14 protein-coding genes and 1 pseudogene are annotated in these 15,448 nt (G+C 67.3%); 6 read left to right on the top strand and 9 right to left on the bottom strand.

Translation table 11 applies throughout. From position 1 onward, the window contains the following. The 3 genes and pseudogenes from Q0A15_RS05505 to Q0A15_RS05495 all read right to left on the bottom strand — a co-directional run. Nucleotides 1-626 (bottom strand): annotated as a pseudogene (locus tag Q0A15_RS05505) (hypothetical protein); the annotation flags it as partial. A 192-nt stretch (nt 627-818) separates the two neighbouring features. Further along, nucleotides 819-1,010 carry a hypothetical protein gene (locus Q0A15_RS05500; RefSeq protein WP_291278526.1) on the bottom strand — a complete coding sequence of 64 codons (192 nt, stop codon included), beginning with the start codon at nt 1,008-1,010 and terminating at the stop codon, nt 819-821. A 66-nt stretch (nt 1,011-1,076) separates the two neighbouring features. Continuing rightward, nucleotides 1,077-2,324, bottom strand: coding sequence for an Nramp family divalent metal transporter (locus Q0A15_RS05495; protein ID WP_291278525.1), 1,248 nt, complete (start codon nt 2,322-2,324; stop codon nt 1,077-1,079). A 65-nt stretch (nt 2,325-2,389) separates the two neighbouring features. Here Q0A15_RS05495 and Q0A15_RS05490 point away from each other — a divergent pair, with 65 nt between their 5' ends. Beyond that, nucleotides 2,390-2,905 carry a GNAT family N-acetyltransferase gene (locus Q0A15_RS05490; RefSeq protein ID WP_291278524.1) on the top strand — a complete coding sequence of 172 codons (516 nt, stop codon included), beginning with the start codon at nt 2,390-2,392 and terminating at the stop codon, nt 2,903-2,905. A 10-nt stretch (nt 2,906-2,915) separates the two neighbouring features. Here Q0A15_RS05490 and Q0A15_RS05485 read toward each other — a convergent pair whose 3' ends face one another. Beyond that, a complete protein-coding gene (locus tag Q0A15_RS05485) occupies nt 2,916-3,323 on the bottom strand; it encodes a DUF1801 domain-containing protein (RefSeq protein ID WP_291278523.1) in 408 nt (135 codons plus the stop codon). Between the two features lie 50 nt (nt 3,324-3,373). On the opposite strand from Q0A15_RS05485, the gene Q0A15_RS05480 reads away from it, so the two are divergent. Continuing rightward, a complete protein-coding gene (locus Q0A15_RS05480) occupies nt 3,374-4,204 on the top strand; it encodes an SseB family protein (protein WP_291278522.1) in 831 nt (276 codons plus the stop codon). 18 nt (nt 4,205-4,222) lie between these two features. Here the strand turns inward: Q0A15_RS05480 and Q0A15_RS05475 are convergent, their stop codons facing one another. The 5 genes from Q0A15_RS05475 to Q0A15_RS05455 all read right to left on the bottom strand — a co-directional run bounded on the left by Q0A15_RS05475 (nt 4,223) and on the right by Q0A15_RS05455 (nt 10,197). Next, nucleotides 4,223-4,654, bottom strand: a complete 432-nt coding sequence (locus Q0A15_RS05475) for a DUF779 domain-containing protein (RefSeq protein WP_291278521.1) — start codon at nt 4,652-4,654, stop codon at nt 4,223-4,225. A 105-nt stretch (nt 4,655-4,759) separates the two neighbouring features. After that, nucleotides 4,760-5,770 (bottom strand): alcohol dehydrogenase AdhP, encoded by a 1,011-nt coding sequence (gene adhP, locus Q0A15_RS05470; protein WP_291278528.1) that lies wholly within the window; start codon nt 5,768-5,770, stop codon nt 4,760-4,762. A 161-nt stretch (nt 5,771-5,931) separates the two neighbouring features. After that, nucleotides 5,932-7,455 carry an aldehyde dehydrogenase gene (gene adh, locus Q0A15_RS05465; RefSeq protein WP_291278520.1) on the bottom strand — a complete coding sequence of 508 codons (1,524 nt, stop codon included), beginning with the start codon at nt 7,453-7,455 and terminating at the stop codon, nt 5,932-5,934. Between the two features lie 169 nt (nt 7,456-7,624). After that, entirely contained in the window at nt 7,625-8,914 is a 1,290-nt protein-coding gene (locus Q0A15_RS05460) for a helix-turn-helix domain-containing protein (protein WP_291278519.1), read from the bottom strand. 254 nt (nt 8,915-9,168) lie between these two features. Then, nucleotides 9,169-10,197 (bottom strand): hypothetical protein, encoded by a 1,029-nt coding sequence (locus Q0A15_RS05455; protein ID WP_291278518.1) that lies wholly within the window; start codon nt 10,195-10,197, stop codon nt 9,169-9,171. A gap of 89 nt (nt 10,198-10,286) precedes the next feature. Between Q0A15_RS05455 and Q0A15_RS05450 the strand changes: the two genes are divergently transcribed. From Q0A15_RS05450 to Q0A15_RS05435, 4 genes are read left to right on the top strand one after another with little or no spacing between them, the layout of a single operon-like run. Beyond that, nucleotides 10,287-11,960, top strand: a complete 1,674-nt coding sequence (locus Q0A15_RS05450) for an ABC transporter substrate-binding protein (RefSeq protein WP_291278527.1) — start codon at nt 10,287-10,289, stop codon at nt 11,958-11,960. A gap of 15 nt (nt 11,961-11,975) precedes the next feature. Then, nucleotides 11,976-12,908: an ABC transporter permease gene (locus Q0A15_RS05445; protein ID WP_291278517.1), complete on the top strand. Its 933-nt coding sequence runs from the start codon at nt 11,976-11,978 to the stop codon at nt 12,906-12,908. Then, nucleotides 12,905-13,729: an ABC transporter permease gene (locus tag Q0A15_RS05440; protein WP_291278516.1), complete on the top strand. Its 825-nt coding sequence runs from the start codon at nt 12,905-12,907 to the stop codon at nt 13,727-13,729. Before Q0A15_RS05445 ends, Q0A15_RS05440 begins: the two co-directional genes overlap by 4 nt. Continuing rightward, nucleotides 13,726-15,357, top strand: a complete 1,632-nt coding sequence (locus tag Q0A15_RS05435; RefSeq protein ID WP_291278515.1) for an ABC transporter ATP-binding protein — start codon at nt 13,726-13,728, stop codon at nt 15,355-15,357. Before Q0A15_RS05440 ends, Q0A15_RS05435 begins: the two co-directional genes overlap by 4 nt. Nucleotides 15,358-15,448 lie beyond the last annotated feature (91 nt).

Below are 15,448 nucleotides of genomic sequence, written 5' to 3'. Positions count from 1 at the left end.
GTCATGCAATCCGGTGCCGGGCGGACGGAGACGTGGGCATGTCTGGCCGCGCGTTCGGCCCGCTCCACCATGGTCGCCGCATCCAACTCCGCCGCCCGCTTGAACGCGGCCGCCTTCGCCGCCCTGACCGTCAGCTCGGGGAGTTGTTGGGCGAGGTCATGGTCGATACGGGCCTGATCCTCCGGTTCCAACACAACGGCCTCACGCAGCACCGCGGTGAGATGCTCCTCGGTGGCCTCACCGTTGCGGACCTGGTCCACACATTCGGGGAGGGTGTCGGTGGCGGTGCGGGCCAGTCCCACGCGTTTGCGGGACGCGTTCGGGGTGAGATGCCAGGCCGGGGAAAGATCCTGACCCGTCACCCGCCGAGCCTGCTCGGTCAAACGCTGCCCGGTCAGGGGCGCCCTCCGCCCAGCTGGATCAACAGCGGCCAAGTCCTCGGTCACCACGTCCCGGTACCGGTTAGCCAAATCAAGGTTCAGCGCTTCCAGCATGTTGTGCACCCGGGTGACCTGCTGAGCCAAGGCATAGAGGCCTTCCCGAGTCGACGTAGCGGGCTCGGCGGTGGAAGCAGAAGCGCTCGGCACACCCCGACCCTGCAGGTGGTCCGCGACCGCCTGCAACATCTGAAAAGTCCCCGCCAGATCACGGCTGGGACGTGCCGTTGTCTCCATGAACCAAGTGTCCCGGAGACCCCTGACACTTTGAACGCGGTCTACTTGGCAGTGCCGTCGTGGCAGAGTGGCGCCGCGCAGCGGGGAGCGTTCACGCTGGAGGCGAGGACGCGCCGTCGGGCATGCTGCGGATGGGCGGGTGGCTCAGGCGACCTCGGACGGGACGGCGATGCGATGTGCCTGGGTGCGGGTCAACGGGATGCGGTGCCTCGTGGCCTCGCGGGTGACCAGGTCAAGGAGCAATTCCTGCAGGCTCTGGTCGTGCGCGGTGGCTTGCTCGGTGAGGAGGTCGATCACCTGTTCGGGAACGTCCTCGATCCGCAATGTCGCAGTCATACCTGGATTGTGCTTGAGGCCGGTACGTCAGGGCAAACGGCAGGATGCCAACGTGTGGACAAACACTTAAGCGTCGCCCCTGACGGTCAGAACGATCAAGGCCACGTTCAGGGCCACGATCAACGCGGTGACCGCCCAAATGGCCACCTTCACCCAGGTCGGGTTGGCGAGCCGCCCCATGATGGATCTCCGTCCCGTGTAGAGGGCCAAGGGGACCAAGGCGAACGGGATGCCCATGCTCAACACGATCTGCGAGACCACGAGCGAGCGCGTGGGGTCGAACCCCAAGCCGATGATGACCAGTGACGGAGCCAGGGTGACGAGGCGCTGGACAAGAAGCGGGATGCGAACCTTCAGAAGTCCGGCCATGATCTCTGCGCCCGCATAGGCCCCAACCGACGTCGACGCAAGCCCCGAGGCCAGCAGGCCGATGGCGAAGATGATCCCGACCGCGGGGCCCAAGGCCTCGGTGATCGCGGCATGGGCGCCCTCGATCGAATCGGTGCCCTCCTTGCCGGGCAGCGCCGTGGCGGCCAGCAGCAGCATGCCGATGTTCACCCCGCCGGCCACGATCAGGGAGATGACCACGTCGATCCGGGTGGCCTTCACCAGCCGAGGGATGACGTCCTGAGAGGCCTTCCCGTGCCGGTCGCGCGCCAGGGAGGAATGCAAGTAGATGGCGTGTGGCATCACCGTGGCGCCGAGCATGGACGCGGCCAACAGCACCGTCTGAGTTCCCTCGAATCGTGGGATGAGTCCCTCTGCCGTCTTGCCCCAGTCGGGGCCGGAGATGAACAGTCCGGCCAGGAAGCCGATCGTGATGATCAGCAGCAGCCCCATGACGACGAACTCGAAGGTTCGCTGACGGTGCTGGGCTTGGATGAGCAGGAGTACCAGGGATACGACGCCGACGATGCAGCCGCCCAGGAACAGGGGGAGGCCGAAGAGCAGGTGCAGGGCGATGGCTCCGCCCACCACCTCCGCCAGATCGGTGGCGATGGCGACCACCTGCGCCTGCGCCCAGTAGAGCAGGCGGGGGCCGCGGTTCAGGCGCTCCCCGAGGATCTCGGGCAAGGACTTGCCGGTGGCGATGCCCAGCTTTGCGGAGAGGTACTGGATCAACACGGCCATGATGTTGGCGACGACCAGGACCCAGACCAGGAGGTAACCGAACTGGGCACCTGCGGTGAGGTTCGCGGCGACGTTGCCGGGGTCCACATAGGCCACGGCCGCCACGAAGGCGGGACCCATCAAGCCCACCAGGCGCTTCTCGGCGCGGGGGCTCTTGCGACGGGTGTCGACTGAACTGTTCACAAGAGTTAAGTTACCTTAACTTCGCGTCCCTCCCAACTTCGAGACGTGGCGGTTAGGGTTCATGAATGCCCCAACTCGTCATCCCGAACACCGAGTTCCTCGCGTCCTTTCTCGACTCGAACGCCGAGTGGAAAGGCGCCCACCAGGACGGGGCCGGGCTCGAGGGTGACGAGGATCTGACCACAGCGGCCGGTTTCGAGGCCTTCGTCGCTCAGCTGCTGTCGCAGGAAACGGAGCCGCTGAAGCGCGGCTACGTCACCTGCAGCTACCGGTGGATCGTCGAGGACGGCCATTACCTCGGTTCCATCGGGCTGCGCCACGAGCTCAACGGTTACTTGGAAGAGTTCGGCGGCCACATCGGGTATGGCGTCCGCCCGTCCGCACGCCGACGTGGGCTGGCCACGTGGGCGTTGGAACACATACTCGAACTGGCTTGGGACCAGGGCCACGACCGGGTGCTGCTCACGTGTGATGACGAGAACCTCGCCTCGGCCCGGACCATCGAGGGTAATGGTGGAGTGCTGGAGGACAAACGAGAGCACGGCGGCAGCGTCACCCGCCGGTACTGGATTCAGCTCTGAGTTGGCCGCCTTACGAGGCGCTGATACTCGCCGTGAGCAATTCCGTGAGGACCGAAACGTCCACTCTGGACAAACGCGTGACGTAGAGGCAGGCCTTGCTTGCTCTGTGCGGACCGAGCCGCTCCAGCAACTCCGGCCAGCGTTCGCTGAAGCCACTGACGAGATAGAAGGTGTGTTGCCTGTCCGTGGTGGCGAAGGCCAGCACCGGCATGATGCCGCCGTGACCGGACTCGTAGCGGTACTCCTGTTGCCCGAATCCGACGATCTTCCCGGCCCACACCACGGGCTCGTATCCGGTCAGGTCGCCGCAGATGCGCAGTAGTTCATCCGCCTCCGCCCTGCGGGGTCCGGTGACACGATCCAGGACCTGGTGTACGGGGAGGTCTGAGGGAGACATGGCGGGGGTCGTGGACGACATGAGGTGTTCTCCGGTTCGGGATGACTGGGGCTGGTGGGAGAATCAAGACTATGACCACCGAGCAGCCCGCAGGCCTTCCCGACCCGGACGACTTCGATGCGGCAGAGGCCGCCAAGGCCGTTGGCGAGGGCGGACGCCTGATGCAGTCCTTCGTGAAGCTGGACCAGGAACCCGACCAGGGCCACGACCTTGCACTGATCTCCGACTTCTACGGCACTCGATTCCTGGTGCCGGTCCTGGCCGTCCCGGAGGAGGGCGAGCGCCCACGTTTCGCGACCTTCGAGGCCGACGGCAAGACGATCCTTGGCGTCTCACTTCGAGAGCAGGACGCCACTCACCTGCACCGCTCGGTCGCCGAGGCGGAGGGCCGCGCGGACGATGCCCTCAACGATCCCATCCTCGTGGAGATGCTGGGCGACGAGCTGGTGGAGACCGCGTTCGCCTCCGGTTCCTTCGCGGCGACGGGCATCGATCGGATCGCGGTGGACCCGCTCGGCCTGGGGATCTCGATCGCGTCCGACGACGAGTTGTTGGAATTCGATCTACGCTCCGGCGCGCTGCGCCGCGCAGTGCATCAGGGCAAGGACGCCGTTCTTGCCTACCTGCTCGAGGCCGACGCCGTGGGCGTCGCCATGCACAACGGTGACGGCGCGCCGCTGCTGATGCGCCGTCCGTCCGATGGCGCCCAGGTCTTCCCGCTCTTCTCCTCCGCCATGGAGGTCTTCCGCTTCAACGAGGACGTGGCCACGCGGGAGATTACGGCGGCGTGGCTGCGCACCGCCCTCCCGGCAGGCATGCACCTGTTGGTGGACGTCTCCGGCGGCGACGCCATCGAGTTCTCCCCGGAGGAGCTGGAGAAGGCCGGCTTCAGGATCGGCTGAGGTCGCAGGCCTCAGGCCTCAGGCCTCCAGCATCTCCGAGCGCACCAGGAAGCGCTTCCCATCAGGGGTCTCCAGGGAGAATCCTGCGCCGCGTCCGTCCACGAGGTCGATGGTCAGCAGCGTGTGTTTCCAGTACTCGAACTGTTCCTTGCTCATCCAGAAGTTCAGTTCCCCGCGCCCTGGCACGTCGAAGGTGCCGAGGCAGACGTCGCTGTCACCCGTGATGAAGTCCCCGTCGGGGAAGCACATGGGGGTGGAGCCGTCGCAGCACCCACCGGACTGGTGGAACATGAGGGGCCCATTGCGATCCCAGAGCCGGTCCACCATGGCCAGCGCGGCGGGGGTGAAGGCCACCCGCGAGAAATCCTCGCCCTCGATCACGGGGCGGGCCTCTAGTGCCTTCTCGACGTGAATCCTCTCGTAAGGGATCTGGGTGTTGTCGGTGCTCATGACGTCCTCCTTGACGTGTGGTGCCGACCTTAGTCCAATGGGCCCCGAGGCAACATGCCTCGGGGCCCATCAGCGTCAGTCGGTCAGGTGTTCACTGGCGTCGGCTCAGTACTTGATGACCACTCGCCCGTCGATCTTGCCGTGTTCCATCTCGTCGAAGATGTCGTTGATCTCGGAGAGGTCGCGGGTGGTGAAGGTCGGGTGGATCTTGCCTGCGGCGTAGAACTCCAGTGCCTCGACGAGGTCCTGGCGGGTACCCACGATGGAACCGCGGATGGTGAGGCCCTTGAGCACGGTCTCGAAGATCGGGGCGGGGAACTCTCCCGGGGGCAGACCGTTGAAGACGATGGTTCCGCCGCGGCGGGTGAAGCCGATGGCCTGGCCGAAGGCCTTGGGGTGCACGGCGGTGACGAGCACGCCGTGGGTGCCGCCGGTGGCCTTCTGGATGGCCTCCACCGGGTCCTCGTTGGCCGCGTTCACCGTGACCTCGGCGCCGTGCTTGCGGGCCAGGTCCAGCTTCTCGTCCGCCACGTCAACGGCGGCGACGTGCATACCCATGGCGACCGCATACTGCACCGCGATGTGGCCGAGCCCGCCGATACCGGAGATGACGACCCACTGGCCGGGCTTCACACCGGTCTGCTTCAGGCCCTTGTAGACGGTGACGCCTGCGCAGAGCACAGGGGCGACCTCGTACGGGTCTGCGCCATCGGGGATGCGGGCCGCGAACTTGGTGTCCACGATCATGTACTCACCGAACGAGCCGTCCACCGAGTAGCCACCGTTCTGCTGGGCCTCGCAGAGGGTCTCCCAGCCGGTGCGGCAGTACTGGCAGTCGCCGCAGGCGCTCCACAGCCAGGCGTTACCGATGAGGTCGCCGACCTTGACGTCGGTGACACCCTCACCGACGGCGACGACGGTGCCGACGCCCTCGTGTCCAGGGATGAGGGGGAGCTTGGGCTTCACGGGCCAGTCGCCGTGGGCGGCGTGCAGGTCGGTGTGGCACACACCGGAGGAGATGTTCTTGACCAGGGCCTGGCCGCGGCCGGGCGTCGGGACGGAGGCGCTGCCGACAGTGAGGTCCTTACCGAATTCGGTGACCGTGGCGGCATTCATGGTGGTAGCGTTCTCAGACATCGTTCTACTCCTTGGAATCGTCATTGAATCTGTTGGGGTGGGTCGTGCTCGGCCCCGTCAGGGGCCGTATAGGTGCCCGACGGCGGGAGGCCAGTCCCGCCGTCGGGCACCTTCCGTTCTCACGGAAGATGGCGCTCGGCTTAGAAGAAGCCCTGCTTGTTCTCCGTGTAGGAGACCAACAGGTTCTTGGTCTGCTGGTAGTGATCCAGCATCATCAGGTGGTTCTCGCGGCCGATACCGGAGGACTTGTACCCACCGAAGGCCGCGTGAGCCGGGTAAGCATGGTAGTTGTTCACCCACACGCGGCCGGCCTGGATGGCGCGGCCCGCGCGGTAGGCCTGATTGCCGTTGCGGGACCAGACTCCGGCGCCGAGGCCGTAGAGGGTGTCGTTGGCGATGCCGATGGCGTCGTCGTAGTCCTTGAAGCGGGCCACGGAGACCACGGGGCCGAAGATCTCCTCCTGGAAGATCCGCATGGTGTTGGTTCCCTCGAAGATGGTGGGCTGCACGTAGTAGCCACCGGACAGATCGCCACCGAGGTCCGCGCGCGCGCCACCGGTGAGGACCTTGGCGCCCTCCTGCTTGCCGATGTCCAGGTAGGAGAGGATCTTCTCGAGCTGGTCGGTGGAGGCCTGAGCGCCGATCATGGTGTCGGTGTCCAGCGGGTTGCCCTGCTTGACGAGCTTGGTGCGCTCCACGACGGATGGCAGGAAGCTGTCATAGATGCCGTCCTGGACCAGAGCGCGGGACGGGCACGTGCAGACCTCGCCCTGGTTGAGGGCGAACATCGTGAAGCCCTCCTGAGCCTTGTCGTAGAAGGTGTCATCGGCGTCTGCCACGTCGTTGAAGAAGATGTTGGGGCTCTTGCCGCCCAGCTCCAGGGTGACGGGGATGAGGTTCTGGGACGCGTACTGCATGATCAGGCGGCCGGTGGTGGTCTCACCGGTGAAGGCGATCTTGCGGATGCGCGGGGTGGAGGCCAGGGGCTTACCGCACTCGACGCCGAAGCCGTTGACGATGTTGAGGACACCGGCAGGGAGCAGATCCTGGATCAGCTCGGCCAGGATCAGGATGGAGGCCGGGGTCTGCTCGGCCGGCTTCAGGACGATCGCGTTGCCGGCGGCCAGGGCGGGGGCGAGCTTCCATGTGGCCATGAGCAGCGGGAAGTTCCAGGGGATGATCTGGCCCACCACGCCAAGCGGCTCGTGGTAGTGGTAGGCGACCAGGTCCTCATCGATCTGCGACAGGTGGCCCTCCTGGGCCCGGATGGCGCCCGCGAAGTAGCGGAAGTGGTCCACCGCGAGGGGGAGATCGGCGGCGAGACACTCGCGCACCGGCTTGCCGTTGTCCCAGGTCTCGGCGACGGCCAGGGTCTCGAGGTTCTCCTCGATACGGTCTGCGATCTTGTTGAGGACCTGAGCGCGTTCTGCAGGGGACGTCCGGCCCCAGCCGGGGGCTGCGGCCCAGGCCGCGTCGAGGGCCTTCTCGACGTCATCCGCGGTGGAGCGGGCCACCTCGGTGAAGACCTTGCCGGTCACCGGGGTGGGGTTCTCGAAGTACTCACCCTTGACCGGGGGCACCCATTCGCCGCCGATGAAGTTGTCGTACCGGGACTTGAAAGTGACCTTTGAGCCCTCGGTTCCGGGCTGTGCGTAGACGGTCATCGTCACTCCTTTGTGAGTTGGGGCCCCTCTTCAGGTCCAGGCCTCTCACGAGGAGCCACCTGGACCATTCGAGGTGATGACCATCACATTAGGAGGTGCAACGTTGCGACCTGGTTGCAACGAGGTGGGGAGCCATGCCGCGGCTCGGGTCACCGCGTGAGCAGCCGTCTCAGGTGTCGATGCGATCGAGATGTGCCAGCACCGCGGCGCGCTTCGGAGAGCGTGCCGGAAGCAGCTTCAGGGCCAGTGTCCAGGCCTCGACGTCGTCCGTGGCCTCGGGGCGGCGCAGGTACTTCAAAAGGGTCTCCGCGGACGCGTCGGCGAGAACGGCTTCCCTGAGCGTTGCGGCGAGCTCCTCACGCCAGGTCAGGATGGCCGGTGCCTCGGATTCGGGAAGCAGGGTGCCGGCGTATTCGTTGAGTGCCTGGACGTGAGATCCGCGGCCGAGCAGGGTCTCCACGCTCACGGCGTCCACCTCCAAGCCCGTCACTCGGTACGGGCGGGAAGACAACTGGATCTGCGAGTCGAGGTCGGCCTTGGCGAGAACCTTGCGCAAACGTGTCACCTCGGCGCGGATGGTGACCGGGGTGACCGGAGTGGGATAGATGGCCGCAGCGAGTTCCGCGGTGTCCAATCCCGCTGGATGCTTGGCCAGCACGGCGAGGATCTCCGCATGGCGCCTGGAGAGGGGCAACTGCCCTGTGGCGGTGCGCAGCGCGGGTGGGCGCTGGCCGGTCACGGACAGGCGTGGGGCCGCCTTCGTGGCTCGTGCGGGGCGCGCTGCGGAAGGCCCGACGACGACACGCGCCGTGGCGCGGTCTCGTTCGCGCCGCTCCGCCTGGGCCTTGGCGGCCTGGACCTGCGCCGCCAGATGGGATTGGACGGCCTCCGCAGTTGAACGCAGGTAGGGAAGGATCAGCGAATCCGCGGCGCGGTCGCCGCCGGTCAGATCGAGGAAACCGATCCGGTTGCCGTTCACCGGGTCCCTGAGCGGGACAGCGGAGCAGCAGAACTCTGTGACCTGTGGGGCAAAGTGCTCCTCACGGCGCACCTGGACCGCCGCTCCGGTCGCGATGGCGATCGCGGGCGCGGAGGTGCCCATGCTGGACTCGGACCAATCGGCCCCCGGAAGAAATGCCATGTCCTCGGCGCGGCCGCGGGTTCCGGCGTCGCCCTCGACCCAGAGCAGGCGTCCGGCTTCGTCTCCCACGGCCATGATCAGGCCGTGTTCCTTGGCGGGAGTGGACAGCAGCGAGCGAATGAGGGGGAGGACCGTGGCCAATTGGTGGCCGCTGCGATACTCCTCCAACTCGTCGGCTCCAAGGATGGAGCGGACGGTGGCGCGGGTGGGATCCACGAAAGCGGTCCGGGAACGCAGCAGGGAGGCCTGGACCAGCGGTGGTGCAGTGCGAAGGTCCCTACCATCCGCAAGCTGGTCCAGTGCCGAAAATGAGTCCACAGTCTCCAAAGAGCCCACAGCGCGGGGGCGCGTCATCACGTCTCCTTAACTCTGCTTCCACCGTCAGGGATCCACGATCCAGGGTGCAGCGTGAGGTACACCACTTTGCCCTCAGTTTCATGACGGTGCAACCTTGTGGCCCCATGGGGCGGGATTCGGTGCCGGTTGTCACAACGTTGCATGAACGTTGCATGCGGCGGTGTCTCGGGATGGAGACGGAGTGGTTTTCGGTGACTGGTTCTCAGCGACTGGTTTCAGTGCAGGGAGGCCAGATGGGCCGTGATCCGAGCATGATGCGGAGAACTGCTGGGGACCAGTGCTTCCGCGAGCTCCCAAGCCTCCACGTCTGCCTGGGCCTCCGGCAGTCGCAGCCAGGCCAGGAGCGGTTGCAGGGAGGCGGATGCCATCACCGCTCCTCGGATCGACGCGGAGAGTCGGGTCCTGCGTCGGGAGAGTTCGGGCGAATCGGAGGCCGGTAAGAGTTCGCCGCCGTACTCCGAGATGGCTCGAGGCAAGGCACCGCGATCCAACAATGCACCCACCCTGGCCTCATCCGTCTCCACACCGCTCAGGCGGTACGGCCGGGAGGACAACACCACGCCTGCCTCGGTTGCACCGGAGGACTCGAGCACGCGCCTCAGCCGGGCGATCTCGGCACGCAAGGTGACGGCGGAGACAGGTTCGCTGAAAACCCGCTGACCCAGGTGAGCGGCACTCATCCCGGCAGGGGAGTGGGCCAGGCAGGCCAGCAACTCTGCGTGCCGCAATCCCAACTGAGTGGTTCCGTACGGGGTGTCCAGGGTCGGGGCATCGGGCCCGGTCAGGCGCAACAACGCCAGAGCGGAGGAGGAACCCACCGGTGCGGAATCCTGCGTCGAAGAAGACCGTGTGGCCAAATGCGACTCCACCACGGCTGCGGCTCCGCGCAGGGCGGCCAACACGAAGCCACCGTCCGCTGCCGCCGAACCGGACACGGCAAGGACGCCGGCCAGATCCCCGGAACGGGGATCGCGGACGGGAGCGGCGGCGACCCCCGGCGCGCGGTGCGGGCCGGGACGCTGGACCACGGGAGCCGCAGGGCGCCACGGACGCCCCAACACGACGTCGGGCAGGGGGCTGCCCTCGATCCAGAGTGGCCTCCCGGTGGCGTCGGCAATGATCAGGGTGAGGCCGGATTCCTCCACAGCGGCGGAGAGGAGAGCCGTCACGAGGGGTGCCAGGGGTGCCAGGGGTGAGGCGGCTCTGGCGCGGGCCAGATCGGGGCTTTCCCAAGACGGCGTCATGATCCAAGAAACTACCGCACTCTCACAGGTCGAATATGACGTTCACGTGTGACGGCGCCTATTGGGGTGAGGCGAGCCTTCGCCGCAGAATGTCACCTGTGAAGAAACGCTCGCTCACCCTGATCACGTCCGCTGCCGTTCTGGCCCTCGGCGCACCGCTGGCTCTGGCCGGCTGCTCCGGGGCATCCGACTCATCGGGCGGGGGCGGCGAGAAGAACACGCGAACCACCCTGACCTACGCCTCGGGCGACGCGGAACCAGAATGCCTGGACCCCCACGTTGGCGGTAACTACCCCCAGGCGCTCGCCGCCACGCAGTATGCGGAGAACCTGGTCTCTCGTGACGAGGACGGCAAGATCATCCCGTGGCTCGCCGAATCGTGGAAAGTCTCGGACGACGGCCTGACCTGGGAGTTCAAGCTCAAGGACGGTGTGAAATTCACCGACGGAACGGACCTGGACTGGACCGCCGTGAAGGCCAATGTGGATCACTTGCTTGACCCCGACACTGCCTCCTCCACCGGCTACCTGGCCTTCCAGAAGATCGAGTCCGTGTCCAAGGGCGACTCGGATCTGGACGCCGTGGTGAAGCTGAAGTCCCCCGATTCCGCGTTGCTCGAGTCCTTCTCCCAGGTCTGGAACGCCATCGAGTCCCCGGAGGCCCTGAAGCGCTCGCAGGAGGAGAACTGCAAGGCCCCCGTGGGCACCGGGCCCTTCGAGGTGGAGTCCTGGACCAAGCAGGACCGCGTGGTGTTCGTCCGCAACGACGACTACAACACTCCTCCCGAGGACGCCAAGAACCAGGACGGTCCTGCTGCTCTGAAGAAGATCGAATGGCGCTTCATCCCCGATTCCGCAACCCGCTACGCAGCCCTGCAGTCCGGCGACGTCGACGTGATCGACAACGCCCAGCCGGACACGATCAAGTCCGCCTCCAAGGAGTCCGGCATCGAGCACCTGGACGCCCCGCGGCCTGGTGCCTCCAACCGGATCGAGCTGAACTCCGGCCAGGCACCGTTCGACGATCAAAAGGTGCGAGAGGCCTTCATCCGCTCCGTGGACGTGGACGCCGCCGTGGACTCCCTGTTCCTTGGAACCGCGAAGCGCTCGCACTCGGCCATGTCCTCCGTGGAACCCTTCACCTATGACGCCGAGGACGCCTACCCGTATGACCTGGACGCGGCCAAGAAGCTGCTGGACGAGGCGGGCTGGAAGCCCGGCAAGGACGGGATCCGAGAGAAGAACGGCAAGAAGCTCACCCTGCGCTTCCCGGTGTCAACGAACCAGTCCATCCCGGCGGAGCAGTCGCTCTTCGAGCAGTTGCAGGCCGGCGCCAAGGAGGCGGGCTTCGACGTGAAGATCGACCTGTTGGACCTGGCCGGTTGGTACGACGCGCTCGGCAAGAACAACTACGAGCTCGTCTCCGCGCCATACACCAAGGTGGGCCCGGACGTACTGCGCATCCTCTTCCACTCCTCCGGCATCACCCCGGCTCCGTCCGGCTACTTCGCCAATCACGCCCAGATCGACGACCCGGCCCTGGACAAGGCGCTGGACCAGGCCCAGGCCACGGTTGACGACGAGGACGCGCGCAAGAAGCTGTACCAGGACGCGCAGAAGGAGATCGCGGAGAAGCAGGTCATCCTGCCGCTCTACGACCAGCAGAACCACTACCTCTACCGCTCCGGGGTGAAGGGGCTGCGTGCCCTTCCCACCGTCGCCACTCCCACGTTCCTTGACGTGGAAGCGCTTCCGGCCAAGTAGTCACCCGGAACTACTGTGCGCACCACTGTCCTTCGCGCCGGCCTGATCCGAGCCATCGGCGCCCTGATTGCGCTCTGGCTCGTGGCCACGCTCGGATTCGTGGTGCTGCAGTTCCTGCCCGGCGACCCCGCTCAGGCGGCGGCCGGCGGTCCGGGGTCGCAGGCCAGCGCGGAGGCGCTGGCCGCGGCTCGGGCCGAGTACGGCCTGGACCAGCCGCTGCCGGTGCAGTACGTGAACTACCTTGGCTCGCTGCTGACCGGGGACCTCGGGCGGTCCTACTCCCAGAAGCAACCAGTGGTGGAGGTGATCGCTCCGCTGCTCGGTCCCACACTGCTGTTGGCCGCATTGTCCCTCGTGGCTGCGTGGGTACTGGCCCTGTGCACGGCGGCGGTCGCCACCGGAACCTCCCGCGTTGCGGCTTGGATCGCCACCGCCGTGGAGCTGGTGGTCTCCGTGCTGCCGGGGTTCTGGCTCGCGGCCGTACTGATCATCGTCTTCGCCACCCAGCTGGGGTGGTTCCCGCCCGTGTCCGGGGACTCCGCGAAGTCATTGGTGCTTCCGGTGGCCGCGCTGGCGATCCCCCTGGCGGGCTACCTGGCCCAGACCATGCGGGAGGGTATGCTCACCGCGCTGTCCTCACCGTTTGCAGTGGCCGCTCGTACTCGCGGTGAGAGCTCGTGGGGACTCCGTCTCCGGCACGCCCTACGCCACGGCCTGGTGCCCGGCATCAACCTCTCGGGCTGGTCCTTCGGGTACCTGATCTCCGGGGCCGTGGTGGTGGAGACCGTCTTCGCCCGTCCGGGCTTGGGGCGCGCACTGCTCTCTGCCGTCACGGTGAGGGACGTTCCCCTGGTGCTGGGCGTGACCCTCGTATCCGCGGTGGGCTACGTCCTGGTCACCGTCGTGGCGGACATCCTGGTGCGCCTGGTGGACAGGAGGGCGGCATGAGAGACTTCGCCCGCAAACTCGGGGTGAGCGGCTGGATCGTGGTCGGCTGCGCGCTGCTGATCGCGGTCGCGGCCGTGGCGCCGGGCGTCTTGGCGCCGGGCGACCCGCTGGCGGTCCACCCGTCCGAGTCCTTCTCCGAACCTGGCCTTGCCCACTTCTTCGGGACGGACGAATCGGGGCGGGACCTCTACACCCGAGTGGTACACGGGACCGGTTCCTCGGTGCTCATCGGTGTCGCGGCCACCGCCATCGGCGTGGGTCTCGGAGCGGTGCTCGGTCTCATCACCGGTCTGGGCGGGCGCTGGACCGACGCCGCTGGTTCGCGTCTGATCGACGCGCTGCTCGCGTTCCCGACGCTGTTGCTCGCCCTGCTGCTCATCGCCGTCCGCGGGCCGGGAGTCGGCACCGTGATCGTTGCCGTCGGGATCTCCTCCGCACCCGGCTATGCCAGGCTGCTGCGCTCCGAGGTACGTCGCGTGTCCCGGTCGGGCGTGGTCGAGGCGGCACGTATGCTCGGGAAATCCCGCACCCGCATCATCGGTGTGCACATCCTCCCCGGCGCGCTCGGCCCACTACTGGCCGTCGCCACGCTGGGGATCGGGCAGGCCATCGTCTGGGCGTCCGCCCTGGGCTACCTGGGACTCGGAGCACCCCCGCCCGCCCCAGAGTGGGGCGCCATGCTCAACGCCGGACGCACCTACATCACCTCCGGCTGGTGGATGACGGTGTTCCCCGGCCTGGCCATCGTGGCCGTGGGCGTCGTCGCGACCCTGCTGGGCCGGAAGGCCTCCGCGCACCTGTCCGGAAGGGGCCGCAAGTGAACACCTCTACCGCAAGCATCGCTGCCGAGAACACCGTGGACGTCCGCAACCTCCGCGTCGCGTTCACCGGTAGCCCCGACGGCCCCGACGCCGTGGTGCGCGGCGTCGACCTGACCCTGGTACCGGGACGCTGCCTGGCCCTGGTGGGCGAGTCCGGGTCCGGTAAGTCCGTGACCGCCCGCGCGCTCGTAGGACTCACGGGCGGCCGTGTGGCCGTCGATCGACTTGTCATCAACGGTCAGGACCTGACGGACCTGGTGGACCGCGGCCCCCGTGGCGGCACCCGCGCAGTCGAGCGCGCCTGGCGCCGGGTGCGCGGAGCGCAGGTCGGAACGGTACTGCAGGACGCCCTCGGCTCCCTTGACCCCCTGCGCGCGATCGGCCCCGAGGTGGCCGACGCGGCGCGCCTTGCAGGGCGCGGTATCGACCTACCTGCACTGCTGACTTCGGTAGGGCTGGAACCCGCCGATGCCGCCCGTCGCCCCGGCGAACTCTCCGGTGGCATGCGACAACGTGCGCTCATCGCGGCGGCGCTCGCCGCGGACCCGCCCGTGGTGGTGGCCGACGAGCCCACCACCGCGCTCGACACCACCCGCCAGGCGGTGGTGCTGGACCTCCTTCGAGCCCGGGTCGAGGCCGGCGGCACCTTGCTTTTCATCACCCACGACCTCGCAGCGGCACGCCGCGTGGCGGACGACGTCGCGATCATGGATTCCGGCCGCATCGTGGAGACCGGCGCCATCGGCCAGATCCTTGCCAACCCGGTGTCCGACGAGGGGCGCCGGCTGATTGCCTCCGTTCCCTGGGAGCGCCCTCGCGGGGAACGGCTGCTGGTGGCCCAGGTGCCAACGGCACCTGCCGGGCCGTCGACCGTCGAGCATGGGGGTGTGGAACGAGCGGCCGCGCTGGAGGGCGCCGGCCTCACCGTTCGCTATCGGGGTGCCAAGGAGCCTTCTGTTCGGGAGGCCTCGCTGCACGTGGCGGCGGGGGAGACGCTGGGGCTGGTCGGCGAGTCCGGTTCCGGGAAGTCCACCCTGCTGCGCGCGCTGGCCACGCTCATCCCCTCCGAAACAGGAACCGTGTGTTTGAACGGGGAGCCGTTCTCCGCACTGCCGGAACGTCGTCGGCGGGAACGGCGGGCGCGGATGGCGATGATCGTGCAGGACCCACTCGGATCGTTCGAACCGCGATGGAACGTGAACAAGATTCTTACCGACGCGCTGCCGCGGGGAAGCCGTCCGGAAACAGGCGTGAGTGCCGAGGATCGCGTGGGGCAGCTGCTGGAATCCGTGCACCTGCCCGCCTCCATGGCCACCGCCAAGCCCGTGGAGTTGTCCGGTGGACAGCGCCAACGCGTGGCGATCGCCCGCGCATTGGCCGTCAACCCCGAGGTGCTCCTGTGCGACGAACCGGTGTCCGCGCTGGACGCCTCCGTGCAGGCGCGCGTGCTGGACCTGTTGGACGAACTCCAGCGGGAGAGGGGATTGGCGATCGTGCTGGTCTCGCATGATCTCGGTGTCATCCGGCACTCGTCGGACCGGATCGCGGTCATGGAGAACGGGCGCATCGTGGAGACCGGGGAGACAGAATCCGTGCTCGCGTCGCCGCTGCGAGGAGTTCCCGTGTGAAGCGGTGCTGCGGCGGCGCGAGGACGGGTTCTGGCTCCCCGGTCTCCACGATGCGCACGGTATCCATGACCGCGATCCGGGCCGACGAGTG

It is taken from the genome of Galactobacter sp. (genome assembly GCF_022712295.1).
Classification (GTDB): domain Bacteria; phylum Actinomycetota; class Actinomycetes; order Actinomycetales; family Micrococcaceae; genus Galactobacter.
Note: the sequence above shows the minus strand (reverse complement) of the source record. Positions and strands in the feature narration are given on the sequence as shown.

Excerpts from the sequence above, each read along its gene's own strand:
- Q0A15_RS05450 (WP_291278527.1), top strand. The coding sequence starts at position 10,287 with ATGTCACCTGTGAAGAAACGCTCGCTCACCCTGATCACGTCCGCTGCC.
- Q0A15_RS05440 (WP_291278516.1), top strand. The coding sequence starts at position 12,905 with ATGAGAGACTTCGCCCGCAAACTCGGGGTGAGCGGCTGGATCGTGGTC.
- adhP (WP_291278528.1), bottom strand. The coding sequence starts at position 5,770 with ATGAATGCCGCCACGGTCACCGAATTCGGTAAGGACCTCACTGTCGGC.
- Q0A15_RS05475 (WP_291278521.1), bottom strand. The coding sequence starts at position 4,654 with ATGAGCACCGACAACACCCAGATCCCTTACGAGAGGATTCACGTCGAG.
- Q0A15_RS05485 (WP_291278523.1), bottom strand. The coding sequence starts at position 3,323 with ATGTCGTCCACGACCCCCGCCATGTCTCCCTCAGACCTCCCCGTACAC.
- Q0A15_RS05455 (WP_291278518.1), bottom strand. The coding sequence starts at position 10,197 with ATGACGCCGTCTTGGGAAAGCCCCGATCTGGCCCGCGCCAGAGCCGCC.
- Q0A15_RS05480 (WP_291278522.1), top strand. The coding sequence starts at position 3,374 with ATGACCACCGAGCAGCCCGCAGGCCTTCCCGACCCGGACGACTTCGAT.
- Q0A15_RS05500 (WP_291278526.1), bottom strand. The coding sequence starts at position 1,010 with ATGACTGCGACATTGCGGATCGAGGACGTTCCCGAACAGGTGATCGAC.
- Q0A15_RS05490 (WP_291278524.1), top strand. The coding sequence starts at position 2,390 with ATGCCCCAACTCGTCATCCCGAACACCGAGTTCCTCGCGTCCTTTCTC.
- adh (WP_291278520.1), bottom strand. The coding sequence starts at position 7,455 with ATGACCGTCTACGCACAGCCCGGAACCGAGGGCTCAAAGGTCACTTTC.